Annotated in this window: 23 protein-coding genes; 17 read left to right on the forward strand and 6 right to left on the reverse strand. The window is 73.2% G+C overall.

Features of this window, described 5'->3' with window-relative positions:
• Positions 1–6 precede the first annotated feature (6 nt).
• The 8 genes from AB0881_RS20540 (at position 7) to AB0881_RS20575 (ending at position 9,475) form a co-directional block, all read left to right on the forward strand.
• Positions 7–1,518, forward strand: coding sequence for a phosphotransferase (locus AB0881_RS20540; protein WP_366618773.1), 1,512 nt, complete (start codon positions 7–9; stop codon positions 1,516–1,518).
• Between the two features lie 274 nt (positions 1,519–1,792).
• On the forward strand, positions 1,793–2,656 hold the full coding sequence (locus tag AB0881_RS20545) for a glycosyltransferase family 2 protein (protein ID WP_366618775.1): 864 nt from the start codon (positions 1,793–1,795) through the stop codon (positions 2,654–2,656).
• Between the two features lie 51 nt (positions 2,657–2,707).
• Positions 2,708–3,778, forward strand: coding sequence for a GNAT family N-acetyltransferase (locus AB0881_RS20550; RefSeq protein ID WP_366618777.1), 1,071 nt, complete (start codon positions 2,708–2,710; stop codon positions 3,776–3,778).
• Positions 3,775–4,761, forward strand: a complete 987-nt coding sequence (locus AB0881_RS20555; protein ID WP_366618779.1) for a glycosyltransferase — start codon at positions 3,775–3,777, stop codon at positions 4,759–4,761. The genes AB0881_RS20550 and AB0881_RS20555 overlap by 4 nt, the downstream gene beginning before the upstream one ends.
• A complete protein-coding gene (locus AB0881_RS20560; RefSeq protein ID WP_366618781.1) occupies positions 4,758–5,540 on the forward strand; it encodes a polysaccharide deacetylase family protein in 783 nt (260 codons plus the stop codon). Before AB0881_RS20555 ends, AB0881_RS20560 begins: the two co-directional genes overlap by 4 nt.
• Positions 5,533–6,918 (forward strand): hypothetical protein, encoded by a 1,386-nt coding sequence (locus tag AB0881_RS20565; protein ID WP_366618783.1) that lies wholly within the window; start codon positions 5,533–5,535, stop codon positions 6,916–6,918. The genes AB0881_RS20560 and AB0881_RS20565 overlap by 8 nt, the downstream gene beginning before the upstream one ends.
• A 2-nt stretch (positions 6,919–6,920) precedes the next feature.
• Entirely contained in the window at positions 6,921–9,107 is a 2,187-nt protein-coding gene (locus AB0881_RS20570) for a hypothetical protein (protein WP_366618785.1), read from the forward strand.
• Positions 9,104–9,475, forward strand: coding sequence for a hypothetical protein (locus AB0881_RS20575; protein WP_366618787.1), 372 nt, complete (start codon positions 9,104–9,106; stop codon positions 9,473–9,475). Before AB0881_RS20570 ends, AB0881_RS20575 begins: the two co-directional genes overlap by 4 nt.
• On the opposite strand, the gene AB0881_RS20580 is transcribed toward AB0881_RS20575, so the two are convergent.
• Positions 9,476–10,234 carry a GntR family transcriptional regulator gene (locus AB0881_RS20580; RefSeq protein WP_366618789.1) on the reverse strand — a complete coding sequence of 253 codons (759 nt, stop codon included), beginning with the start codon at positions 10,232–10,234 and terminating at the stop codon, positions 9,476–9,478.
• Positions 10,235–10,401: 167 nt separating this feature from the next.
• Between AB0881_RS20580 and AB0881_RS20585 the strand changes: the two genes are divergently transcribed.
• The 6 genes from AB0881_RS20585 (at position 10,402) to AB0881_RS20610 (ending at position 17,578) form a co-directional block, all read left to right on the forward strand.
• On the forward strand, positions 10,402–10,620 hold the full coding sequence (locus tag AB0881_RS20585) for a hypothetical protein (protein ID WP_366618791.1): 219 nt from the start codon (positions 10,402–10,404) through the stop codon (positions 10,618–10,620).
• A 309-nt stretch (positions 10,621–10,929) separates the two neighbouring features.
• Positions 10,930–12,348 (forward strand): xylan 1,4-beta-xylosidase, encoded by a 1,419-nt coding sequence (locus AB0881_RS20590; protein ID WP_366618793.1) that lies wholly within the window; start codon positions 10,930–10,932, stop codon positions 12,346–12,348.
• Positions 12,349–12,476: 128 nt separating this feature from the next.
• Positions 12,477–13,697 carry a cytochrome P450 gene (locus AB0881_RS20595; RefSeq protein ID WP_366618845.1) on the forward strand — a complete coding sequence of 407 codons (1,221 nt, stop codon included), beginning with the start codon at positions 12,477–12,479 and terminating at the stop codon, positions 13,695–13,697.
• A gap of 51 nt (positions 13,698–13,748) precedes the next feature.
• The gene (locus AB0881_RS20600; protein WP_366618795.1) at positions 13,749–14,870 is read left to right on the forward strand and encodes a GNAT family N-acetyltransferase; all 1,122 of its coding nucleotides are present in this window, start codon (positions 13,749–13,751) and stop codon (positions 14,868–14,870) included.
• Positions 14,871–14,946: 76 nt separating this feature from the next.
• A complete protein-coding gene (gene glgB / locus AB0881_RS20605) occupies positions 14,947–17,202 on the forward strand; it encodes a 1,4-alpha-glucan branching protein GlgB (protein ID WP_366618797.1) in 2,256 nt (751 codons plus the stop codon).
• 10 nt (positions 17,203–17,212) lie between these two features.
• Positions 17,213–17,578: an ACT domain-containing protein gene (locus AB0881_RS20610; protein ID WP_366618799.1), complete on the forward strand. Its 366-nt coding sequence runs from the start codon at positions 17,213–17,215 to the stop codon at positions 17,576–17,578.
• A 42-nt stretch (positions 17,579–17,620) separates the two neighbouring features.
• Here AB0881_RS20610 and AB0881_RS20615 read toward each other — a convergent pair whose 3' ends face one another.
• Complete coding sequence (locus AB0881_RS20615) at positions 17,621–18,481, reverse strand: NUDIX domain-containing protein (RefSeq protein WP_366618801.1); 861 nt, start codon at positions 18,479–18,481, stop codon at positions 17,621–17,623.
• A 115-nt stretch (positions 18,482–18,596) separates the two neighbouring features.
• Here AB0881_RS20615 and AB0881_RS20620 point away from each other — a divergent pair, with 115 nt between their 5' ends.
• Genes AB0881_RS20620 through AB0881_RS20630 form a run of 3 tightly spaced genes read left to right on the forward strand, consistent with a single transcriptional unit; the run spans position 18,597 to position 21,258 of the window.
• A complete protein-coding gene (locus tag AB0881_RS20620) occupies positions 18,597–19,061 on the forward strand; it encodes a PaaI family thioesterase (protein ID WP_366618803.1) in 465 nt (154 codons plus the stop codon).
• Between the two features lie 17 nt (positions 19,062–19,078).
• Positions 19,079–20,782, forward strand: a complete 1,704-nt coding sequence (gene sppA / locus AB0881_RS20625) for a signal peptide peptidase SppA (protein WP_366618805.1) — start codon at positions 19,079–19,081, stop codon at positions 20,780–20,782.
• Positions 20,767–21,258, forward strand: coding sequence for a flavin reductase family protein (locus AB0881_RS20630; RefSeq protein WP_366618807.1), 492 nt, complete (start codon positions 20,767–20,769; stop codon positions 21,256–21,258). Before sppA ends, AB0881_RS20630 begins: the two co-directional genes overlap by 16 nt.
• Here the strand turns inward: AB0881_RS20630 and AB0881_RS20635 are convergent.
• From AB0881_RS20635 to AB0881_RS20650, 4 genes are all read right to left on the reverse strand, one after another.
• Positions 21,255–22,442 (reverse strand): serine hydrolase domain-containing protein, encoded by a 1,188-nt coding sequence (locus tag AB0881_RS20635; protein WP_366618809.1) that lies wholly within the window; start codon positions 22,440–22,442, stop codon positions 21,255–21,257. The genes AB0881_RS20630 and AB0881_RS20635 overlap by 4 nt on opposite strands.
• Before the next feature lie 36 nt (positions 22,443–22,478).
• The gene (locus AB0881_RS20640; protein WP_366618810.1) at positions 22,479–22,673 is read right to left on the reverse strand and encodes a DUF397 domain-containing protein; all 195 of its coding nucleotides are present in this window, start codon (positions 22,671–22,673) and stop codon (positions 22,479–22,481) included.
• 86 nt (positions 22,674–22,759) lie between these two features.
• Positions 22,760–22,954, reverse strand: a complete 195-nt coding sequence (locus AB0881_RS20645; protein WP_366618812.1) for a DUF397 domain-containing protein — start codon at positions 22,952–22,954, stop codon at positions 22,760–22,762.
• Positions 22,951–23,271 carry a DUF5753 domain-containing protein gene (locus tag AB0881_RS20650; RefSeq protein WP_366618814.1) on the reverse strand — a complete coding sequence of 107 codons (321 nt, stop codon included), beginning with the start codon at positions 23,269–23,271 and terminating at the stop codon, positions 22,951–22,953. The genes AB0881_RS20645 and AB0881_RS20650 overlap by 4 nt, the downstream gene beginning before the upstream one ends.
• Between the last annotated feature and the right edge of the window lie 16 nt (positions 23,272–23,287).

Below are 23,287 nucleotides of genomic sequence, written 5' to 3' on the forward strand. Positions count from 1 at the left end.
GACGCCATGCGGCCGCTGGACCGCGCCTTGACCACGCCGCTCGCCGACTGGCTGCCACGGCAGCGCTGGTTCGCGGGCAAGGACCGGGCGATCGGCGAGGTGTCGATCGGCACCGACACCCCGCTGGCGGGCGGTGACCCGGCCGCGGGCGGGGCGAGCCTGCGCCACCTGGTCGTGGACGTCCGGCAGGGCGACGACTGGGACCGCTACCAGCTGCTGGTGGGCGAGCGGCGCGGCGAGCTGCCCGCCCGGCTGCGGCACAGCGAGATCGGCGAGACGCCGGACGGGACGCACCTGTACGACGCCGCGCACGATCCGGGGCTGACCCGGGTGCTGCTGGAGGGCATCGCGAACGGCACCGAGGCGGGCCCGCTGCGGTTCCACCGGGCCCCGGGCGCCGAGATCGAGCCGGGCCTGACCGGCGTGCCCGGCTCGGCCGAGCAGAGCAACACCTCGCTGATCTTCGGGGACGCCTACATCTGCAAGCTGTTCCGCCGGCTGTGCCCGGGGGTCAACCCCGATCTGGAGATCAACCTGGCGCTGACCGGGATCGGCTGCGAGAGCATCGCGGCGGTGCGCGGCTGGATCGAGATGGACACCGGCGACGGCGGCGAGCCGGTCACGCTGGCGCTGCTGTCGGACTACCTGCGCACCGCCACCGACGGCTGGCAGCTGGCGATCACGAGCGTCCGGGACTGGCTGGCCGATCCGGGGCCGGACGGGCACGGGCGCTACCCCGGCGGCGGCCCGGGCTCGGGCGACTACCTCGACACGACCGGCCGGCCCGGCGCGGTCGGGATCGAGCCGGGCCGGGACGGGCATCCGGTGCTGGACGCGGGCGCCGCGGGCGGCGACTTCGCGGCCGAGGCCGAGCGGCTCGGCGCCGCGACCGCGGCCGTGCACCGCGATCTGGCGGTGGCGTTCGGCGTCACGGTCGCGCCCGCCGACGAGGTCCGCGGGATGGCGCGCGGCATGCACCGCCAGCTGGACGAGGTCAGCCGTACGGTCCCGGACCTGGCCGAGCACGCCGACGCGATCGCGGCGGCGTTCGACGCGCTCGCCGAGCAGGCGACCGACCTGCCGCTCCAGCGGGTGCACGGCGACTTCCACCTCGGCCAGGTGATGCGCAGCGACACCGGCTGGGTGCTGCTGGACTTCGAGGGCGAGCCGGCCCGCACGCCGCAGGAGCGGCGGGCGCTGGCGCATCCGCTGCGCGACGTGGCGGGGATGCTGCGCTCGTTCGAGTACGCGGCGCGGTTCCTGCCGGCCGGCGACACGACGCTGTCGCCGGAGGCGGAGATGGGGCTGGAGCTGCGGGCGCGGGCGTGGGCCGACCGCAACCGGGACGCGTTCTGCCGCGGGTACGCGGAGGCGGGCGGCGCCGACCCGGCCGCCAACGCCGTCCTCATCCGGGCGCTGGAACTCGACAAGGCCGTATACGAGATCCGGTACGAGGCGCGCAACCGCCCCTCGTGGCTGCCGGTGCCGCTGCGTTCCCTCGCGCGTCTCGCCGAGTGAAATTCGCCCTGGCGGGAAGCGCTTTTATTGATCGTTTTATCGGGGCGGCGGCGCGCTGTCCGGATACGGCCATTGATCAATAATCACTTCAACGCTCAAATTAGCCGCATCCCCGGTCACACTGGGCGTCACGGTGCTCTTACCCATAGGAGCGGTACCAGGTACGTAGACCACTCTGCGCAACATACGGGAGTGCCTTGGGACATTCTCCAAACATGATGGGCGGACCCGACATCTAACGGGACAAGAAGCCACACCACTTACGGGGATTCCCATGCAAACTCCTGACGCGTTCCTGCGGGTCGACGGCAATTCGAGGGCGGCGGCCCCCCGCCCGCCGCACCCCGCCCACCTGCGCGACCTGACCCGGCCCACCCGACGCTGGCCGACCGTCACCGCGGTCATCCCCACGCTGAACGAGGCCGACAACCTCCGCTGGCTCATGCCGCGGCTGACGGCCGTGGACGAGGTCGTCATCGTCGACGGCGAGTCCACCGACGGCACCGTCGAGCTCGTGCTCTCGATCCGCCCCGACGCGAAGATCATCGTCGAGCCGCCCACCGGGAAGGGCACGGCGATGCGGACCGGGATGGCCGCCGCGACCGGCGAGATGATCGTCATGCTGGACGCCGACGGCAGCATGGACCCCGCCGAGTTCGACGCGTTCCTCGCGCTGCTGTCGCGCGGCTTCGACTTCGTCAAGGGCACCCGGTACGGGTGCGGCGGCGGCTCCGACGACCTGACCGGCCTGCGCCGGCTCGGCAACTCCGCGCTCACCGCCCTCGCCAACCGCCTCTACCGGCAGAACTGGTCGGACCTGTGCTACGGGTACGTCGCCATGCGCCGGGACGCGGTCGAGCGGCTGCGGCTGGAGTCCACCGGCTTCGAGATCGAGACCGAGATGTGCGTCAACGCGGTCCGCGCCGGGCTGCGGGTGGCCGAGGTCGCCAGCCACGAGACCGAGCGCCGGCACGGCGAGTCCAACCTCAACACCTGGCGGGACGGCTGGCGGGTGCTGAAGACGATGGTGCGGCTGCGCTTCCGCGGCCCGCTGGAGCCCGCCGCCGGCCAGGCGCCCGCCGGGCCGCTGCCGCTGGAGCCGCAGGCGGCCGCGTTCAGCGGGACCGGCACCGAGTGACCGGGCGAGACCGGACCCCGCACCGGAACTGAGCCACAGGAGAGATCCGCGGTGAAGATCACGATCGTCCGCCCGGGCGACCTCGGCGAGGCCGAGATCGCGCGCTGGCGGGAGCTGCAGCGGACCGACCCCGACCTCGGCAACCCGTTCCTGTCCCCGGAGTTCACCCTCGGCGTCGGCCGGTTCCGCGACACCGTACGGGTGGCCGTCGCCGAGGACGGCGGCGAGGTGGCCGCGTTCTTCCCCCACGAGCGCGGCCCCCTGGGGATCGGCCACCCGGTCGGGTTCGGCCTCACCGACCTCCAGGGCATCGTCGCCCCGGCCGGGCTGCGGCTGGACGCCCGGGACCTGCTGCGGGCCTGCGGGCTCGGCGTCTGGGACTTCGACCACCTGATCGCCCGGCAGCTGCCGTTCGCGCCGTACCACAAGGTGCGCCGCGTGGAGCCGGTGATGGACCTGGGCGCGGGGTTCGCCGCGTTCGAGGAGGAGATGCGCAGGGCCGCGCCCAAGACCCACAAGACGATCCGCTACAAGGAGCGCAAGCTGGGCCGCGACGTCGGCGAGGTGCGGTACGAGTTCTCCTCGTCCGACCCGGCCGACCTGACCCGGCTGATGGCCTGGAAGTCCGACCAGTACACGCGCACCGGCCGCACGGACCGGTTCGCGCGGCCGTGGATCGTCGACCTCGTCCGGCACTTCCACGAGACCGGCTTCGGGGTGCTGAGCGTGCTGCGGGCCGGGGACGAGCCGGTCTCGGCGCACTTCGGGCTGCGCGACGGGACGGTCATGGCCGGCTGGTTCCCGGCGTACGACACCCGGTTCGGCAGGTACTCCCCCGGCATGATCGGGCACCTGCGGCTGGCCGCGGGCTGCGCGGACGCCGGGATCACCGAGATCGCGATGGGCCGCGGCGGCAAGGAGTTCAAGGAGGGCTTCAAGGGCCGCGAGATCGTCATCGCCGAGGGGCGGGTGGCCCGCCCGACCGCCGGCGCCGGCCTGCACTGGGTGCGCGCCACGCCGCTGAACAAGGCGCGCGGCGCCGTACTCGACGACCCGAGGCTCTACAGGCACGCCGACCGCGTCCTGAAGGCGTACGCGCGGATGAGGGGACGGAACCGATGACAGGAATCCCCCGCTTCTCCGTCGTCATCTGCGCGTACACCGACCGGCGCTGGGACGACGTGCACGCCGCCGTCGCGTCCGTGCGGGCGCAGGAGCACGCGCCCGAGGAGATCGTCGTGGTCGTCGACCACAACCGGGAGCTGCACGACCGGCTCAAGGTCTCGCTGCCGGACGCCGTCGTGGTCGAGAACCGCGAGGAGCGCGGCCTGTCCGGCGGCAAGAACACCGGCGTCGCGGTCGCGCGCGGCGACACGGTCGCGTTCCTGGACGACGACGCGGCCGCCGCCCCCGGCTGGCTCGCCGCGTTCGCCGCCCACTACGCCGACCCGGCCGTCGCGGGAGTCGGCGGGCTGACGCTGCCGATGTGGCCGGGCTCCACCCCGTCCGCCGACATGATCAAGGAGCCGGTGCCGGCGTCCACGGGGCGGCGGCCGCGGTGGTTCCCCGAGGAGTTCGACTGGACGGTCGGCTGCACGTACCGCGGCCTGCGGCCCGGCCCCGTCCGCAACCTGATGGGCGGGAACGCCTCGTTCCGCCGGGAGATGTTCCCGCTCGCGGGCGGCTTCGACAGCCGCATCGGCCGGTCCTTCCACAGGCGCCCGCTGGGCTGCGAGGAGACCGAGTTCTGCATTCGGCTGCGGCAGCGCAGCCCGGAGTCGGAGCTGGTGTACGACGACCGGGCCGTGATCTGGCACCGCGTCCCGCCCGAGCGCGCCCGCTTCGCGTACTTCCGCGAGCGCTGCTACGCCGAGGGGCTGTCGAAGGCGCTGGTCACCCGGAGCGTCGGCAGCCAGGACGGGCTCGCCAGCGAGCGCGCGCACGCGCTGAGGACGCTGCCGCGCGGCGCGCTGCGCGGCGTCGGCGACGCGCTCCGCGGCGACCCGGCGGGGCTGGGCCGCGCGGGCGCGATCTCGGTCGGCCTGGCCTGGACGGCGTGGGGCTACGCGATCGGCGCGCGCCCCGCCAGGGGGCGGGCCCGGTGATCCCCGTGCTGATGTACCACTCGGTGCGCGAGCGGCCGCCGCCGGAGACCGCGGCGCTGGCGGTGCGCCCCGGCGCGTTCGCCGAGCAGATGGCGCTGCTGGCGGACGGCGGCTTCACGCCCGTGCCGTTCTCGGCGCTGGCGGCCGGCCGCCCGCCGGCAGCGCCGCGCCCGGTGGTGATCACGTTCGACGACGGGTACGCCGACTTCCACGAGCACGCGCTGCCCGTGCTGGCCGCGCACGGCTTCGCGGCGACCGTCTTCGTCACCACCGGCTGGCTGGCCGACGCGGGCGCCGACGCCGCCGGCCGGCCGCTCGACGCGATGATGGGCTGGGGCCAGGTCGCCGAGGCCGCCGCCGCGGGCATCGAGATCGGCGCGCACAGCCACGGCCACCCGCAGCTCGACCAGCTCCGGGACGGCCCGCTCCGCGACGAGCTGGCGCGCAGCCGCGGCCTGCTGGAGGACCGGCTCGGGACGGCCGTCACGACGATGGCGTACCCGTACGGCTACTCCAGCGCGCGGGTGCGGCGCGAGGTACGCGCGGCGGGCTACGAGAGCGCCTGCGCGGTCGCCAACCGCCTGCCCGCCGCGGGCGGCGACACGTACGCGATCCCGCGGCTGACCGTCCGGGCGGGCATCCCGCTCGGCACGTTCGCCCGGGTCACCGAGGGCCGCGGCGTCGGCCGGGCCTACGCGAGGGACCGGGCGCTCACCAAGGGGTACGCCGTCGTGCGGCGCGGCCGCTACGCGCTCCGGCGGGTGAGGCCCCGTGACTGACCGCCGCGTCGCCGGCCGCCCGCTCCCGGAACGCCCGCTCGCCGACCCCGCCGTCACCGATCCGCAGCTCATGGCCGTCCGGCCGGACGAGCCCGGCCTGCTGCGCCGCGAGCTGTCCAACCCGCTGTTCCGCAACGCGTACGCGCTGGTGGCCAACGGCGGGCTGACCGGGCTGCTCGGGCTGGCGTACTGGGCGCTCGGCGCGAAGCTGTACGCGCCCGACGACATGGGCCGCAACTGGGCCGTCATCCAGGCGATCATGTTCGTCGGCAGCGTGACGATGCTGAACTTCCTGCTGATCCGGTTCGTGCCGCAGACCGCCCGGCACACCCGGTCGCTGGTGCTGGTCTGCTACGCGACCGGCGCCGCCGCCGCGGCCGTGCTCGCGCTCGGCTTCCTGCTGACGCTGGATCACTGGGGCGAGTCGTTCCGGCACCTCGGCGACTGGAAGGCGGCGCTGTGGTTCCTGGCCATGGCGGTGGCGTGGAACCTGTGGAACCAGCAGGAGGGCGTGTTCACCGGGCTGCGGCACGCCGGCTGGGTCCCGGTGGTGAACGTGCTGTTCGGCGGGACCAAGCTCGTCCTGCTGGTGGTGCTGGCGGGCGCGTACCCGGGCGACGGGGTCGCGCTGTCGTGGTTCGTCCCGGCGATGGTCATGCTGGTCCCGGTCAGCGCGTTCCTCTTCGGGCGGCTGATCCCCCGGCACAGCCGCGCCAACTACGGCCGCGGCGAGCGGCCCACCCACCGCGACATCGCCCGGTACGTGGGCGGCGCGTACCTCGGCGGCGCGTTCCAGTACGCCTCCATCAGCCTCATCCCGGTCGTCGTCGCCGCGCACATCAGCTCCACCACCAACGCCTACTTCCAGATGGCGTGGGCGCTCGGCATGATGCTCGACCTGCTGGCGCTCACCCTGTCGATGTCGCTCACCGTCGAGGGCTCGTTCGACCGGGCGAGGCTCGCCGAGTCCACCCGCGCGGCGCTGCGCCGCACGCTGACGCTGATGACGCCCGCCGTGCTGCTGGTCGTGGTCGCGGCACCGTTCGCGCTGGAGTTCTTCGGCCACGAGTACGCCGACCGCGGCGCGCCGCTGCTCCAGGTGCTGGCGCTGGCGGTGCTGCCCAAGGCGCTGATCGAGCTGTACGTCGGGGTGCTGCGGGTCGAGAACCGCACCCGGCTGATCGCGCTGCTGCAGGGCGTCCGGTTCGCCGGGGTCCTCGCGCTGGTCCTGATCGTGGTGCAGCCGGACCGGCTGGCCACCATCGGCCTGGCGATCGTCGGCGTGAACACCATCGTCGCGGCCACCGTACTCCCTGGACTGCTGCGGGCCACCCGCGTCGAGCCTTCCCCGGCGGCCGGAGGGCGGGTTATCTCTTGAACGTGACGGTTCGCGCGGCACAGCAGCCGGAGGGCGAGGCGAGCACCGCTCCCCCGTCCCTGCCGGTCACCCCGCGCGCGGTGCTGATCGGCATCGCCGCCGCGCTGGCGGCCGGCCTGGCGCTGTTCTGGGTGCCGCTGAGCGGCGTCGACCTGGAGGCCCTGGACGGCTACGGCCTGATCGGCGTGCTGCCGGTGGCCACGCTGCTGGGCGCGGCCGTGCTGGTGCTGACGTTCATGGTCACGCTGGCGCTGCCCCGCCCGCACCGGATGCTGCTCGCGCTCCAGATCGCCATGCTCATCCTGGCGCTGCACGGGGTCACGCTCGCGCTGGAGCCGATCGCGCGCTTCCCGACGGCCTGGCAGACCGCCGGGTTCATCGAGTACATCACCCGGAACGGGACCGTCAGCTGGGAGCTGGACGCGCGGTTCAGCACGCCCGGGTTCTTCGCGTTCATCGGGTTCCTGATGGAGGCGGCCGGCCAGAAGGACATCGAGCCGGTGCTGCGCTGGGCGCCGACGGTCACGAACCTGCTCTACCTGCTCCCGTACGTGCTGATCCTGCGGGTGCTGCGGGCGACGTGGCGGGCCAAGTGGCTGGCCGCGTGGCTGTTCATCGCGGCCAACTGGGTCGGCCAGGACTACCTGTCGCCGCAGGCGTTCGCGTACCTGCTCTACCTGTTCTTCGTGGCGATCCTGGTCAACTGGTTCCGCCACCACGACGAGACGCGGCAGCGGTCCGGAAAGCGGCGTACCGCCGCCACCAGGGAGCGCCGCGGCGGCCTCTGGCGGCTCTACGACTGGATCTTCGCCGCCAAGGACCCCGGCGAGCTGCCCGCGCCGCCCGTACCGGTCCGCGAGCGCTCGATCCTCCTCGTCCTGCTGTTCCTCCTGCTGCTGGCCGGGACCGCCGCGCACCAGCTCACCCCGTTCCTGATGACGGCCGCCTGCGCCGGGCTCGTCCTGGTGCGCCGCTGCAACCTGCGCGGCCTGCCGTTCATCGCCGGCGTCGTGTACGCGGCGTGGGTCAGCTTCATGACCGTCGGCTACTGGGCCGGCCGCAAGGGCGAGATCTTCGGCAGCATCGGCAACATCTTCCAGAACGTCCAGCAGAGCACCGGCGGGCGGATCGGCGAGGCGGCCGGGGCCACCCAGGACATCCAGCTGCTGCGCATCCTGATCGCCGTGACCGTCGCCGGGCTGGCGATGTCGGGACTGCTGCGCCGCCGCGCCCGCGGGATCGACGACCGGGTGGCGCTGGTGCTGATGCTGGTGCCGTTCTCCTCGTTCGGGCTGCAGAACTACGGCGGCGAGATCGCGCTGCGGATCTACTTCTTCATGCTGCCGGCGGCCTGCCTGCTGATCGCGTACCTGTTCTTCCCGGCGCCGTTCGACGCGCCGGCCGTCCGCGACCCGAAGGTGCGGCTGCGGCTCGGCCGGCTGCGCACCGGCACCCGCCGGCACTGGCCCGCCGTCGCCGCCGCGTCCGTCTTCGGCCTGCTGCTCGCCGGGGGCTTCCTGTCGGTCCGGTACGGCAACGAGCGGTACGAGCAGGTCCGCCCGAGCGACGTGAAGGCGTACGACACCATGCTGCGCGAGCACAAGGGCGCGGTCGGCGTGGTGTGGCTGAGCGCGGAGGACCCGAACCTGACCGGCGGCACCCCGGTGATGCCGTGGTCGTACCGGAGCTGGGAGCGGTTCACGTACACGCCCGTGATCGCGAACCGCAACGACCCGGCCGACGTGCGGCAGATCGTCCAGCGGATGAAGGAGCAGGGCCCCGGCGGCTTCTTCGTGACGACCCGCAGCCACGAGGACTTCCAGGTCCTCACCGCCGGCCTGGCCCCCGACTACGGCGCCAGGCTGCGCCGCGCGATGGCGGCGCACCCCGAGATCAGGACGGTCTCCGCGAACCGCGACGCGGCCGTCTACCGGCTGAAGTCGCCGCCGCCCGAGCCCGTGCCGCAGGTCCCGCCGCCCGGCGGCCTCGGCCTGCGCTCCTCGCCGTGGACCCCCGCCGGCCTGATCTACCTGCCCGTCCTGCTGGGCGTGCTGCTGGCCCGCGAGCTGCGCCGGCTGCGGCTCCCGCCGGACCGGCTGAGCGGCCTGCGCCCGCTGACCGTCCTGGCGATCCCGCTGTTCGTCAGCGTGGTCGCGGTGATCGTGGAGAGGTTCGTGATCATCCAGTGACGGTCGCGCTGATGCTGCTGCTGTTCGCCGTGCCGGGCGCGGCGTTCTGGACGCTCGTGCGCGGGCTCGACCCGGTCGGCCGGCTGGTGGTCGCGGCCGCCGCGAGCATCGTTACGGTCGCCGGAACGGCCCAGGTCATGCTGATGCTCGGCGCCTGGTCGCCCGGGACGGGCCTGCTCGCCGTCCTGGCCCTCAGCCTCGCCGTGGCCGCCGCCGGCCTGCTGCACCGCCCGCGGCGCCCGCCCGCTCCGCTGACCCTGGCGGACGTCCCCCGGCGTCCCCCGGCCCAGGGCGCGGCCACCACCCGCCGCGACCTCCCCCTCCCCCGCCACGACGAGGAGGGCGACGACTGGCTCTACCGCGACTGATCACAGGTCGAGCCCGTAGTCCAGGATCACCCGGTCGGCGGGGATGACGATGTCGCGGCAGACCTCCAGGACGCGGGGGCCGGAGAGCAGCCGGCGGGTGATGGTGAGGACCGGGACGCCGCCGCTCATGCGGAGCGTCTCGGCCTCCTCCGGGGTCGGCATGCGGGAGCCGACGGACTCCTCCACGCGGGTCGGCGGGTGGCCGAGGAAGCGGAGCTGGGCGAGGGTGCCGCCGGGCCACGGCTCGTTGGCGGGGTCGGCGACGGGGGTGCCGCCGACCACCTCCCAGGGCAGGTAGTTCACGGAGATCTGCTGCGGCTCGCCGCGGGCGTGGAAGACGAAGCGGCGGCGCAGCACCTCGGTGCCCTGCGGGACCTCCAGCAGCGCGGCGAGGTCGTGGTCGGCGCGGGTGCGGGTGAACTCCCGGTCGAGGCGGTACTCGTCCCAGGAGATGCCCCGGTCGTGGGTGAACGTGGTGGCGGGGACGGCCATCGGCCGCGACACGGTGCGGTAGCGGTCCATCGCGACCCGGCGGACCGGGGGCGCGACCTTGACGACCGTGCCGCCGCCGCGCCGGGTCTCCACGAGTCCCTCGCCGCGCAGCAGCGCGATCGCCTGGCGTACGACGATCTCCGACACCCCGTGCTCGGCGCGCAGTTCCGTCATCGTGGGCAGCCGCGCGCCCTGGGGGTAGCGGCCGTCCCTGATCCGGGCCCGCAGCAGCTCGGCAATACGGAGGTAGGCCGGGCGGTCCGGCACCGGGCATCACCTTCTCTCGTCCCCGGCTCTCGCCTCGTGGCCGTCCCCGCGCGTGCCTCCGTTCGCTATCTCCAGGGGGACGGTCCGCTTACGGACAGCTTGACACCTCTCAGCCTCGGTAAGACTTTTGTATACAGAAGAGCCGCCTCGGGGAAAGGACGACCTTGATGGGCGACTTCGAGGAACAGAAGACGGCCATCGAGAGGGAGTACCCGGGCTGGCTGGTGTGGCGCAGCGACGCCGGCCGGTGGTACGCGACGCGCAGCGGCGACCTCACCGACGCGCAACTCCAGGCGGGGTACGCGATGACGGTCGCGGCGGACGACTCCGCGGGGCTGCGCGCGCTGCTGGCCGACCAGGCCCGCCGCGGCGGCGGCGACCCGTGAGAGGTGTCACCTGGATGTGCGGTCGAGGCCACCCGGACGCAAGTGATCCCTGGCGCCGGAGTGATACAGGAGAGACACCCGCCGGGTCCGGAATTCGACGGGACATTTCTTGATCGTCTTTCTTGATCGGAAATTCGGCGAGGCCGGATCGGCCTGATGAGGGTTGCCTCCTCCCTAAGGCGGGAGGTAAGGCAGATATGTCGAGAACACGGCCCGGGAAGGCGAACCCGTCCCCCGTTCCGAGCGTTCTAAGGGATATGCCGGATCGTCCGTCCGGCATCCCCGCCCGCCCCTTTTCAGGAGGGCCATGTGGACGTCCGATCACGGGACCGCGCCGAAGGCACGGCGCTGTTCCGCAACCGGCAGGGACGGCACGGCCGCCCGGTCCGGCGGCCCCTCTTCCTCGTCGCGCTGTTCGCCGCGCTGGCCGGGGTGCTCGCCGCCACGGCCGTGGTGGCGCTGACCGGCTGGCGTCCGTTCGGGGGCGGGGACCCCGCGGTGGAACGGCCCGCCGCGCCGGCCACCCGCGTCGGCGCGGGCGCGCCCGCCGGGTGGCCCGCCTGGGGGTTCACGCACACGCAGAACTCGGTGGACGTCGAGCGCGGACCGGCGCGGGCGCTCGCCGACCTGTCCGGGAACCCGGTCCCCCAGGTCACGCCGATCATGGGCTGGGGCGTCGACAACCCGCAGCCGCGGCCCGGCGAGTACGACTGGGCCTCGCTCGACCGCCGGATGGCGACGATCGAGCGGACCGGCGGCACCCCGGTGATCACGCTGTGCTGCGCGCCCGACTGGATGAAGGGCGGGCCGGCCGGCAGGACGGACTGGAGCAAGCTCGAACGCGCCGTCGAGCCGGAGCACTTCGACGCGTTCGCCGCGATGGCCGCCGAGGTCGCGAAGCGCTACCCGAAGGTCAAGTACTACACCGTATGGAACGAGTTCAAAGGCTTCTGGAATCCGCGCGCGAACCGCTGGGACCACCAGGGCTACACCGACCTCTACAACCGGGTCTACGACGCACTGAAAAAGGTCGACGGGGACATCCGCGTCGGCGGCCCGTACATGGTGATGAACAGCAACGCGCCGAACTGGAGGCACGGCCCGCCCGCCGAACTGAAGGGCTCGTGGGGCTCCATGGACCAGCGCAACCTGGACGCCATCAAGTACTGGTCGAAGCACAAGAAGGGCGCCGACTTCATCGTCGTCGACGGGCACAGCCAGCCCGTCCAGCGCGAGATCAAGCTGAACGACTTCCAGGCGCTGACCAAGTTCTCCGACGTCACGCGGTGGCTGCGGGCGCTGGAGCCGGACCTGCCGGTGTGGTGGGCCGAGTGGTACGTCGAGCCGGTCCCGTCCGACTGGACGGACGAGCGGAGGGGCGCGGTGCACACGGCCGCGATGATGGAGTTCGTCCGCGGCGGCGCCGCCAGCGCCTTCTACTGGAGCCCGCAGACCACGACCGCCACCGACTGCCCCGGCTGCCTGTGGTCGGGCCCGCGGGCGGGCGGCGGCGCGACGCCGACGCTGGCCATGCTGCAGAACTTCGACCGCTGGTTCCCGCCCGGCACGGAGCTCGCGGACGTGAAGGCGTCCGATCCGGCCGTCCGGGTGCTGGCGCAGGCGCGGCAGATGGTCGTGGTGAACGGCTCGGCGCGGCCGGTGCGGCCGCGGATCGACGGCAAGCCGCTCGAACTCGGCCCGTACGAGGTCAGGTGGGTGGCCAGATGAACGGGGACGAGCAGGTGGCCGGGGACGAGAAGGTGGCCGGGAACGAGCGGGTGGCCGGGGGCGAGCGCGCGAACAGGGCCGGGGCGGCCGCGGCACCGTCCGCTCCGGCGGGGATCGACCTGGTGGGCATGGCGTTCTGGGACCGGCCGCCGGAGGAGCGGCTGGCCGACTTCGCGCGGCTGCGCGAGCTGGGCCGGCCCGTGTACTTCGCCGAGCCGCGGGTGCCGCTCGTCCGCGCCGGGAAGGGCTTCCACGCGCTGGTCCGGCACGCGGACGTGGTCGCCGCCAGCCGCAACGCGAAGGTCTTCTCCAGCGAGCCGGCCGCGACCTCGCCGGAGCCGCCGCCGTGGCTGGCGAAGATCCTCGGCACCCCGATGGTCAACATGGACGACCCCCGGCACGCCCGGCTGCGGCGGATCGTGTCCCGCGCGTTCAGCCCGAAGATGCTCGCCAAGATCGAGGCGGACATCGAGGAGACCGCGGCGCGGATCGTGGACGACGTGGTCGCGGCGGGCCCGGACGACTTCGTCGAGCAGGTCGCGGCCCGGCTGCCGATCACCGTGATCTGCTCGATGATGGGCGTCCCGGAGCGGGCCCGCCCGTACGTGCTGTCGCGGATCGACGCGATGACCGAGTACTCGGGGGTGCGCGGCTCGCTGGCCAGCCCGCGTACGCTGCGGCTGCTGTACGGCAACCTCCGGGCGATCGCCGACCTGCACCGGCTGGTCGCCCGGCTGGGCCGCGCCCGCCGCGAGAACCCGGCGAACGATCTGGTGTCCGCGCTGGTCAACGCCAACCCCGACGGCGAGCGGCTGTCGGTGAAGGAGCTGGGGTCGTTCTTCGACCTGCTGCTCGTGGCCGGCAACGAGACCACGCGGAACGCGCTGTCGCACGGGCTGCGGCTGCTCACCGACCACCCGGAGCAGCGCGAGCTGCTGCTGGCCGACTACGACGCCCGGATCGGCGGGGCGATCGAGGAGATCATCCGGTTCGCGTCCCCGATCATCCAGTTCCGGCGCACGCTGAAGGAGGACCATGAACTGGGCGGGCACCCGTTCCAGGCCGGTGACAAGGTCGTGCTCTACTACCTGGCCGCCAACCGCGACCCGGAGGTGTTCGCCGACCCGGACCGCTTCGACATCACCCGCTCGCCGAACCCGCACGTCGGCTTCGGCGGTCCGGGCCCGCACCTGTGCCTGGGCGCGAACCTGGCCCGGATGGAGCTGAAGATCATGTTCCGCGAGCTGTACGGGCGGCTGCCCGGGCTGCGCGCGTCGGGCGCGCCCGAGTACCTGCTGTCGTCGTTCGACAACGGCATCACCCGGCTCCCGTTCACGTACGCGAAGTAGCCGACGGCCGGGAGAGGCCCGGGAGAGGCCCGAGAGAGGCAGGGAGTGGCGATGCGCGTGGAGGTGACCCGGCCCCGCGACCTCGGCGCGGCCGAGCTGGCGGCGTGGCGGGCGATGCAGGACGCGGACCCGGGGCTCGCCAACCCGTTCATGTCGGCGGGGTACGCGATCGCGGTCGACCAGGTCATCGCCGGCGCCCGCGTCGCGGTGCTGCGCGAGGGAAGCGGGCGGATCACCGGCTTCCTCCCGTACGAGCTGCACGGCCGCGCGTCCGCGGGCGCGATCGGCGGCTGGCTGTCGCTCGGGCAGGGGCTCGTCCACGCGCCCGGCCTGGAGCTGGACGCGCGCGAGCTGCTGCGCTCGTGCGGGCTGTCGGCGTTCGCGTTCGGGACGCTCGTCCCCGGCCAGCCGTGGTTCGACCCGTACGCGGCCAAGCGGCTCGACTCGGCGGTCATGGACCTGAGCGGCGGGTTCGCCGCGTTCAGCGAGGCGCTGCGCGCGAAGGGCTCCAAGGTCGAGAAGCAGACGCGCTACAAGGAGCGCAAGATGGGCCGGCAGGCGGGCGAGGTGACGTTCGCGTTCGACGTGCGCGACGACGCGTCGCTGGCGCTCGTCCGGAAGTGGAAGTCCGACCAGTACCGCGCGATGGGCCGCGCCGACCGCTTCGCGAAGCCGTGGGTGGTCGACCTGGTCGGCCGCCTGCACGGCACCCACGACGACGGCTTCGCCGGCGTGCTGTCCATGCTGTACGCGGACGGCGTCCCGGTCGCGGGGCACTTCGGGCTGCGCAGCGACCACACGCTCGTCACGTGGTTCCCGGTGTACGACCCGGAGTTCGCGAAGTTCTCCCCCGGGCTCATCCTCCACCTGCACATGGCGGAGGAGGCGGCGGCGCTCGGCGTGCGGCACATCGACATGGGCCCGGCCGTCGGCTGGCGCTACAAGCAGGAGCTGCGGACGCACTCGATCGAGGTGGCCGAGGGCGTCGTCCGCCGCCGCTCGCCGGCGGGCGCCGCGCACTGGCTGCGGCACGCCCCGGTGGCGCGCGGCCGCGACCTGATCCTGGGCAACCGGGCGCTGTACGGCATGGCCGACCGCACCCTGCGCACGGTCGGCCGGTGGCGCTCGCGCCCCGCCGGCGGGCAAAGCGCTTCGGAGCCGCCGCAGAGGTGAGTTATGCCGTTCCGAGGGCATCCCTAACTGCGTACCGGACCCAGGGAACCCAGGGAAACGAGGAGGCCGTGGTCTCATGGCACGGGTGACGCGCGAGGAGATCGACAAGCTGGTCGGGGGCGACCACCACGATCCGCACGGCGTTCTCGGCGCTCATCCGGGGCGCGACGGGGTGACCGTCCGCGCGCTGCGGCCGCTGGCCGAGACCGTCGAGGTCGTGCTGCCGAACGGCGACCGGCACAGGCTCCGCCACTTCCATGAGGGGCTGTTCGCCGGGACGCTGCCGCCCGACGCGTCCCTGTCGGGCGGCGGCGAGAAGGACGCGCCGCTCGCCGTCCCCGACTACCGGCTCGCGGTGGCGTACGGCAACGGCGTCGAGCTGATCCAGGACGACCCGTACCGGCACCTGCCCACCCTCGGCGAGCTGGACCTGCACCTGATCAGCGAGGGCCGGCACGAGGAGCTGTGGCGGGCGCTGGGCGCGCGCGTGCGCACGTACGCCTCGGCGTTCGGCCCGGTGACCGGCACCGGGTTCGCGGTGTGGGCGCCGACCGCGCGCGGCGTCCGGGTCGTGGGCGACTTCAACCACTGGGACGGCCGCGCGCACCCGATGCGTTCGCTCGGCTCGACGGGCGTCTGGGAGCTGTTCGTCCCCGGCATCGGCGACGGCGACGTCTACAAGTTCGAGATCCTCGGCGCCGACGGGCAGTGGCGGATCAAGGCAGACCCGATGGCGGCGTACACCGAGACCCCGCCGGCGACCGGGTCGCGGGTGTTCACCTCCGCGTACGAGTGGGCCGACGGCGAGTGGATGGACCGCCGCAAGGAGCGCTCCTGGCTGAACGAGCCGATGAGCGTGTACGAGGTGCACCTCGGCTCGTGGCGGCCCGGCCTCGGCTACCGCGAGCTGGCCGAGGAGCTCACCCGGTACGTGGCCGACATGGGGTTCACGCACGTGCAGTTCCTGCCGGTCGCCGAGCACCCGTACGGGCCGTCCTGGGGCTACCAGGTCACCTCCTACTACGCGCCCTCCTCGCGGTTCGGGGACCCCGACGACTTCCGGCACCTGGTGGACCGGCTGCACCAGGCGGGCATCGGCGTGCTGGTCGACTGGGTGCCGGCCCACTTCCCCAAGGACGAGTGGGCGCTGGCGCGCTTCGACGGCACGGCCCTGTACGAGCACGACGACCCGGCGCGCGGCGAGCACCCCGACTGGGGCACGCTCGTGTTCAACTTCGGCCGTGCCGAGGTGCGCAACTTCCTCGTCGCGAACGCCTGCTACTGGCTGGAGGAGTTCCACATCGACGGGCTGCGCGTGGACGCCGTGGCCTCGATGCTCTACCTCGACTACTCGCGCGAGCACGGCGGCTGGACGCCCAACGTGTACGGCGGCCGGGAGAACCTGGAGGCCATCTCGTTCCTCCAGGAGATGAACGCGACCGCGTACAAGCGCAACCCCGGCATCATGACGGTCGCCGAGGAGTCGACGGCGTGGCCCGGCGTCTCCCGGCCCACCCACCTCGGCGGGCTCGGGTTCGGCTTCAAGTGGAACATGGGCTGGATGAACGACACGCTGGAGTACCTCCGGCACGAGCCGGTGTTCCGGCACTACCACCACAACGAGATCACGTTCTCGCTGGTGTACGCGTTCTCGGAGAACTACGTCCTGCCGCTGTCGCACGACGAGGTCGTGCACGGGAAGGGCTCGCTGCTGTCGAAGATGCCGGGCGACACGTGGCAGAAGTTCGCGGGCCTGCGGGCGCTGCTGGCGTACATGTGGTCGCATCCCGGCAAGCAGCTGCTGTTCATGGGCGGCGAGTTCGGGCAGGGCGCCGAGTGGGCCGAGGAGCGGCCGCTCGACTGGTGGCTGCTGGAGAACGCCGCCGAGGGCGCCGACCACCTCGGGATCCAGCGGCTCGTCCGCGACCTGAACGCCTTCTACCGGTCCGAGCCCGCGCTGTGGACGCTCGACAGCGCCCCCGAGGGCTACCGCTGGATCGACGGCAACGACGCGGGCGGCAACACGCTGTCCTACCTGCGGTACGGGACGCCCGCGTCGGACGGCGCGCCGGCGCCCGTCATGGCCTGCGTCGTGAACTTCTCCGGCGGCCCGCACGAGGACTACCGGCTGGGGCTGCCCCACTCGGGCCCGTGGCGGGAGGTCCTCAACACCGACGCCTACGACTACGGCGGCAGCGGGGTCGGCAACATGGGCCGGATCGAGGCGGTGAACGAGCCGTGCCACGCCATGCCCGCCTCCGCGGTCATGCGGGTGCCGCCGCTGGGCGCGGTGTTCCTCACCCCCGAGAGGAGCGCCGGCGTCCCCGATTAGGCTGCGGGGCATGACTTCCCAGCGCCTGCGCATCGTCCCGTCGGTGTTCGTCGTCGAGCACCTGCCGAACGCGACGTTCCCGGACGACGACGAGTGGATCGCGATGATCCGCGCGCCGGAGGGGCTGACCCTGGTCCGCGAGGTGCCGCCGTTCGTGGAGGCCGAGCGCTGGGTCGGCTACTACGGCGAGACCGCGCACGACCCGTCGGCGACCGGGATGCTGGCCGCGCTCGTGGGCCCGCTCGCCGACGCCGGCGTGCCGGTCTTCGTCGCCTCGACGTACCACGCCGACCTGGTGCTCGTGCCGGAGCACCGGGTGCCGGCCGCCACGGCGGCGCTCAAGGAGGCCGGGCACCAGGTCGTGGAGGCGTCCTGAGCCGCGGCCCGGCGGCGCCGGAGGCCCGCTAGAGGCAGCCCGTTAGAGACAGCCGAGGAGCCAGCGGGGGCCGGCGACGTGCGCGCCCGCGGCCTCGCAGCGCGCCCGCAGCTCCCGGTCCGCGGTGACGACGAGCCGGAGCGCGTCCGGGTCGGGCTCGCTCACCAGCTCCACGATCCGGTCGTCGCCGCTGTGCGGGGCCGCCACGACGCGCACGCCGTTCGCGGGCTCGTCCGCCACCCGACGCGCCTCGCCCTCCACGACGAGCACGACCTCCGGGAAGTAGCTGTCGAACGGGAACGACTCCTTGGGCAGCCCCGAGACGCCCTTCTCCAGGACGGCCAGGTCGTCGCGCAGGCGGGCGTTGGCCCCGGCGCGGTCCTTCCACCAGCCGTCGGCGCGGGCGCCCACCACGTTCGCGGCGTCCACGATCAGGACCAGCCGCTTCAGCCCCTCCCGCAGCAGCGGCCACGACCGGGCGAACGGCTCGAACAGGCGCTTGCCGGTGACCTCGTCGAGCTCGACCCACGCGGCCTTGCTGGTCTCCCGGGACGCGGGCCGCACCCTGGCGGTCTCGGGCACCGACCCGATCACGGAGACGAAGTTCCAGCCGCCGTGGTCCTCGATCCGGGTGCCGTGCACGGTCACGCTCGCGGGGTCGAGCGTGCACTCCTCGGCGGTCTCGCGGAGGGCGCCGGACACCGGGTCCTCGTGGCTGTGCAGCGCGCCGCCGAACATCCCCCACGTGCCGCCGCCGATGCCCCACCAGGCGCGCTGCTGGAGCAGCACCCGCACGACGCCGTCCGCGCCGCGGTGGTACGGCAGCAGCCCCGACGCGCCGAACCGTCCCCAGTGCGTATGGCCCTGGGCGCATCGCGCGAAGCCGTCCCCGTCGCCTCCCATGGACGGCACCCTAACCCCTCCCCCGAGGCCCGGTGATGAACGGCACAGTGCCGCGGCCCCCGGGAGGCGAATACGATTCGGTGCGGAAACGGCCTGACCAGAGGGGAAACGAGAGTTGAGCGTCGACACCGCCGATCTGTGGAACACGCTGACGGGGGCCGAGCTCATCCAGGCCATGGGCGACGGCCGGTTCCCGGAGATCTCCGATATCAACACCCACATCGGCCAGCGGATCCGCACGGCCGAGCCGGGCCGGGTCGAGATCGACTGGCGGCCCGCCGAGCGCCTCACCAACCCCGGCGGAACGGTGCACGGCGGCTACATCGCGATGATCCTCGACAACGCGGTGTGCCTGGCCGGATCCAGCACCGGCGACGTCTTCATGCCGATGCTCACCCTCAGCCTCAACATCGACTACCTGCGCGGCGTCCAGGCGGGCGAGGCGTACACCGTCACCGGCACCTGCGTGCACCCCGGCCGCACCCGGATGGTCTCCAACGCGGTGATCACCGACGCGCGGGGGCGGCCAGTCGCCCAGGCGTCCGCGGCGGTCGTGCCCAACCGGGCGTTCGCGCGCTGAGCACATAGGCTGGGGCCATGGTGGACCCCGGAGCAGTCGTCAACGTCATCAAGCAGGCCCGCGACCGGCGCACCGCGCCGCTGATCCTGGAGCTCGACCTCACCGAGGGGATCGTCGAGACCGCCCCCTCCGACCCGGTGTCGGCCTTCCTGGCCATGCGCCGCGTCACGCTCCGCGACGTCCTGGACGGGCTCCGCAAGGCCCGTACCGACCCCCGGGTGAAGGCGCTCGTCGTCAAGGTGAGCGGCGGCATCGGGGTCGCGCTCACCCAGGAGGTCCGCGACGCCGTCCAGGCCGTCCGCGAGGCGGGCAAGCTCACCGTCGCGTGGGCCGAGACGTTCAGCGAGTCCGGCCGGGGCACCGTCCCCTACTACCTCGCCACCGCGTTCGACCGGATCTACCTCCAGCCGTCCGGGGACGTGGGCCTCACCGGCGTCGCGCTGGAGGAGCCGTTCCTCGCCGGGGCGTTCGAGAAGGCGGGCGTGCGGCCGCAGTTCGCCAAGCGGCACGAGTACAAGACGATGGCCAACACCTTCATGGAGAAGGCCTACACGCCCGAGCACGAGGAGTCGTCGCGGCGGCTGGTGGCCTCGTACGGCGAGCAGATCACCGCCGCCATCGCCGCGGCCCGCGGCCTGCCCGAGGAGCGCGTCCGGGAGCTCATCGACCGCGGCCCGCTGCTGGCCGACGAGGCCCTGGAGGCAGGGCTGGTCGACAGGCTCGCGTACCGCGACGAGGTGTACGCCGACGTCCGCAAGGAGGCCGGGCCCGACGCGCAGCTGCGCTTCGTCGCCCGCTACAACCGCACCCACGGCCTGGCCCGCCGGCTGCCGTCCCCGGGCCGGCAGGACGCCGTCGCCCTGATCAACGGCCAGGGCCCCATCCGGCTCGGCCGCAGCGGCCGCGGCGGCCCGCTGCCCAGCCAGGGCCCCGCGATGGGCTCCGACACCATCGGCGCCGCCATCCGCGCCGCCGTACGGGACGACTCCGTCAAGGCGATCGTCTTCCGCGTCAACAGCCCCGGCGGCTCCGCCGTCGCGTCCGACTCGATCTGGCGCGAGGTCGTGCTGGCCCGCGAGGCCGGCAAGCCGGTGATCGTCTCGATGGGGAACGTGGCCGCGTCCGGCGGCTACTACGTCGCGATGGCCGCCGACACCATCGTCGCCCAGCCCGGCACGCTCACCGGCTCGATCGGCGTCGTGGTCGGCAAGGCCGTCGTGAACGACCTGCTCGAGCGCGTCGGCATCGGCATGGGCAGCGTCGCCGCGGGCGAGCACTCCCGGATGTTCAGCGCCACCAAGGAGTTCAGCGAGTCCGAGTGGGAGCGCGTCAACGCCTCCCTCGACCGCATCTACGACGAGTTCACCGCCAAGGCCGCCGAGGGCCGCGGCCTGTCGCGGGAGCGGATCCACGAACTCGCCCGCGGCCGCGTCTGGACCGGTGCCGACGCCCACGCCAACGGCCTCGTCGACGAGCTCGGCGGCCTCGACCTGGCCTTCGAGCTGGCCCGCAAGCGCGGCGGCCTCGCCGCCGACGCCCCGGTCCGCACGTTCCCGCACACCTCGCCGCTGGAGCGGCTGCGCCCGCCGGAGTCCAGCGACGACCGCACCGCCGCGTCCGCCCGCTTCGACGCCTGGGGCTCCCTCGGCGGCCTCGCCGCCCGCCTCGGCCTGCCCGCCGCCGGCCCGCTCACCCTGCCGGGGTCATGGGACATCCGCTGACGCCGGGCGACTTCACCGAGGCGATCGCCGGCTTCGCCACCGGCGTCGTCGCGCTGACCGTCCGCGACGGCCGCGACGACCTCGGCACCACGGTCACCGCGTTCATGTCGGTCTCCCAGGAGCCGCCGATGGTCCTGGCGGGCATCGCGTCCTCGTCCTACCTGGCCGAGGTCCTGACCCGCCAGGACCGCTGGGCGGCGACCGTCCTCAGCGCCCCGCAGCGCGCCCTCGCCGGCCGCTTCGCCGCCGAGGGCCGTCCCGGCGCCCGGATCCTCCTGGGAGGCGAGCCGCACCACCGGGGCGAGGCGTCCGGCGCCCTGATCCCGGAGAAGGGCGTCGCGGCCCTCGAATGCGAGACCCGGCAGCGCGTCGAGGCCGGCGACCACACCCTCTTCGTCGCCGAGGTCCTGACCGCCGACTACGCGACCCGCGACCGCACCCCGCTGATCCGCGTGAACCGCCGCTACCTGGACTAGCCGCCGCAGAGGACCGCGGGGACGGCGTCCTTCATGGCGGCGTCCAGGACCGGCCCGCCGCCCGGGTTGAGGTTCACCATGGCGGTGGCCTGCCTGCCGTCCCTGGTGGCCCCCGCGGTGACGCTGAAGCCGAGCATGTCGCCGTTGTGGCCCCAGTAACCGCCCGGGCAGCCGGGCCCCTTGGCGGGGAGCCACTCGAGCCCGAGGCCGTACGCGGATCCCGAGGCCCGTCCCGTGGGGTGGCCGTCCAGCATCTCCCGCATCTGCGCGCGCTTCAGCAGGCGGCCGTCCAGCAGCGCCTTCAGGAAGCGGTCGACGTCCGAGGCGCTGGAGATCATCCCGCCTGCGGCGCCGCCGACGGTCGGGTTGAGCCGGGTGATGTCGACCAGCTCCGACTCCGGCCGGACGTACCCGCGCGGGTGCGGGCCGGGGATGTCGGGCTCGTCGCTGGGCACGAAGGTGTCCTCCAGCCCCAGCGGAACGATCACCCGCCGCTCGATCTCGTCCCCGTACGAGCCCCGCGCCACCCTGTCGATGATCATCCCGGCCAGCAGGTAGTTGGTGCTGGAGTAGCCCCACCCCTTGCCCGGGGCGAAGTTCCGGGGATGCGGCAGGGCGATGTCCACCAGTTCCCGCGCCTCCCAGTGCCGGAGGGGGTCCCTGACGATGTCCAGCGGGGGCAGGTGCTTCAGCACGTCCGGCAGCCCGCTGGTGTGCTGGAGCAGCTGCCGTACGGTGATCTCCCGCCCGTCGTTGTCGGCGCCGCGCACCACCCCGGGCAGGTACCGCTCCACCGGAGCGTCCAGCTCGACCCGCCCTTCCCCGGCGAGCTGGAGCACCACGGTCGCGACGAACGGCTTCGTCAGGCTGCCGATCCGGAAGCGGCTCCGCGGATCCACCGGCGCCCCCGTCCGAACGTCGGCGACACCCCCGGTGACCACCCGCCGCCCGTCCCACCCGTCGACCCGCACGAGCGCCCCCGGAGCCCCGCCAGGCCCGGCGAGCCGCTCCACCACCCCCCGAAGCCGGTCACCCCCGGCCGCCTCCCCCGCTCCCGCCACCCCGACCGGCCCCACCACCAACGCCAGAACCGCGGCCGCACACGGAAACACCACGTTCCTTGTGATCATGTGATCCGACGATAGATACCGCCCATCCGCCCGCACATCCCTCCCCCGAGCCATCCACCCCCTCCCCCTGAGGACGTGCCCGGCACCGGCTCAGCCCGCCCGCACCCCGCCGTCCTGCTTGATCAGCCTCAACAACTCCGCGAACGCGCCGCCCGCCATCAAGAGCCGCCCCCCGTCCGGATCCCGGGAGTCCCGTACACCCACCCCCTCCGGCAAAGCGGCCACCTCAGCACACGCCTCATCGGTCGCGCCTCCGCTGTGCGTGCTCTTACGCCACCCAGTCATCACGAGCACTCCTCCTGCCGGAGGCGCCGGACCGCCGACGTCGGCGCGACCGCACCGGCGGACCGCCAAGCCTCAAGGTCGTACCCTCATCGCAGGTCGAGGACGCCCTGCTTGATCTGCCGCACCAGAACCTCGAAGGCAGGCGCACTCAGCGCAAGGCGACCACCGTCCGGGTCCTTCGAGTCCCGCACACCCACCGCGTCCAGCAGCCCCGCCAGCTCAACACACGTGGCGTCGTTCGCGCCTCCGCTGTAGGAACTCTTCCGCCACCGAGTCATCATGAGTACTCCTCCATCCACCGCTTGATCAACGTCCGAGAGTCGTCCTCGGACGCGGCCTTTGCGCCGATACGTTCGAACATAATGGCCAGATCGCGCACTTCACTCGGATCTTCGATCAGGCGACCACCCCTCTGGGCTCCCGCATAAGCGACATCACGCCCGTCCAGGCTGATTACCTGGAAGTATCCGTCGACGCCGAGGTGAGCGCCAGCGGAGAAGGGGAGGACCCGCACGCTGACGTGAAGCAACTCCGACATCTCATAGAGGTGCTGCAGTTGGGCCCTCATGACTTCCGGACCGCCGACCCGCTGAGCCAAATGCCCGACTCCATAA

The organism is Spirillospora sp. NPDC029432 (genome assembly GCF_040703975.1).
GTDB lineage: Bacteria > Actinomycetota > Actinomycetes > Streptosporangiales > Streptosporangiaceae > Spirillospora.

What these genes read in the sequence shown, in the direction of transcription:
- AB0881_RS20540 (WP_366618773.1), top strand. Translation starts at nt 7, where the DNA reads ATGCGGCCGCTGGACCGCGCCTTGACCACGCCGCTCGCCGACTGGCTG.
- AB0881_RS20545 (WP_366618775.1), top strand. Translation starts at nt 1,793, where the DNA reads ATGCAAACTCCTGACGCGTTCCTGCGGGTCGACGGCAATTCGAGGGCG.
- AB0881_RS20555 (WP_366618779.1), top strand. Translation starts at nt 3,775, where the DNA reads ATGACAGGAATCCCCCGCTTCTCCGTCGTCATCTGCGCGTACACCGAC.
- AB0881_RS20585 (WP_366618791.1), top strand. Translation starts at nt 10,402, where the DNA reads ATGGGCGACTTCGAGGAACAGAAGACGGCCATCGAGAGGGAGTACCCG.
- AB0881_RS20595 (WP_366618845.1), top strand. Translation starts at nt 12,477, where the DNA reads ATGGCGTTCTGGGACCGGCCGCCGGAGGAGCGGCTGGCCGACTTCGCG.
- AB0881_RS20600 (WP_366618795.1), top strand. Translation starts at nt 13,749, where the DNA reads ATGCGCGTGGAGGTGACCCGGCCCCGCGACCTCGGCGCGGCCGAGCTG.
- glgB (WP_366618797.1), top strand. Translation starts at nt 14,947, where the DNA reads ATGGCACGGGTGACGCGCGAGGAGATCGACAAGCTGGTCGGGGGCGAC.
- AB0881_RS20610 (WP_366618799.1), top strand. Translation starts at nt 17,213, where the DNA reads ATGACTTCCCAGCGCCTGCGCATCGTCCCGTCGGTGTTCGTCGTCGAG.
- AB0881_RS20615 (WP_366618801.1), bottom strand. Translation starts at nt 18,481, where the DNA reads ATGGGAGGCGACGGGGACGGCTTCGCGCGATGCGCCCAGGGCCATACG.
- sppA (WP_366618805.1), top strand. Translation starts at nt 19,079, where the DNA reads ATGGTGGACCCCGGAGCAGTCGTCAACGTCATCAAGCAGGCCCGCGAC.
- AB0881_RS20630 (WP_366618807.1), top strand. Translation starts at nt 20,767, where the DNA reads ATGGGACATCCGCTGACGCCGGGCGACTTCACCGAGGCGATCGCCGGC.
- AB0881_RS20635 (WP_366618809.1), bottom strand. Translation starts at nt 22,442, where the DNA reads ATGGCTCGGGGGAGGGATGTGCGGGCGGATGGGCGGTATCTATCGTCG.
- AB0881_RS20640 (WP_366618810.1), bottom strand. Translation starts at nt 22,673, where the DNA reads ATGACTGGGTGGCGTAAGAGCACGCACAGCGGAGGCGCGACCGATGAG.
- AB0881_RS20645 (WP_366618812.1), bottom strand. Translation starts at nt 22,954, where the DNA reads ATGATGACTCGGTGGCGGAAGAGTTCCTACAGCGGAGGCGCGAACGAC.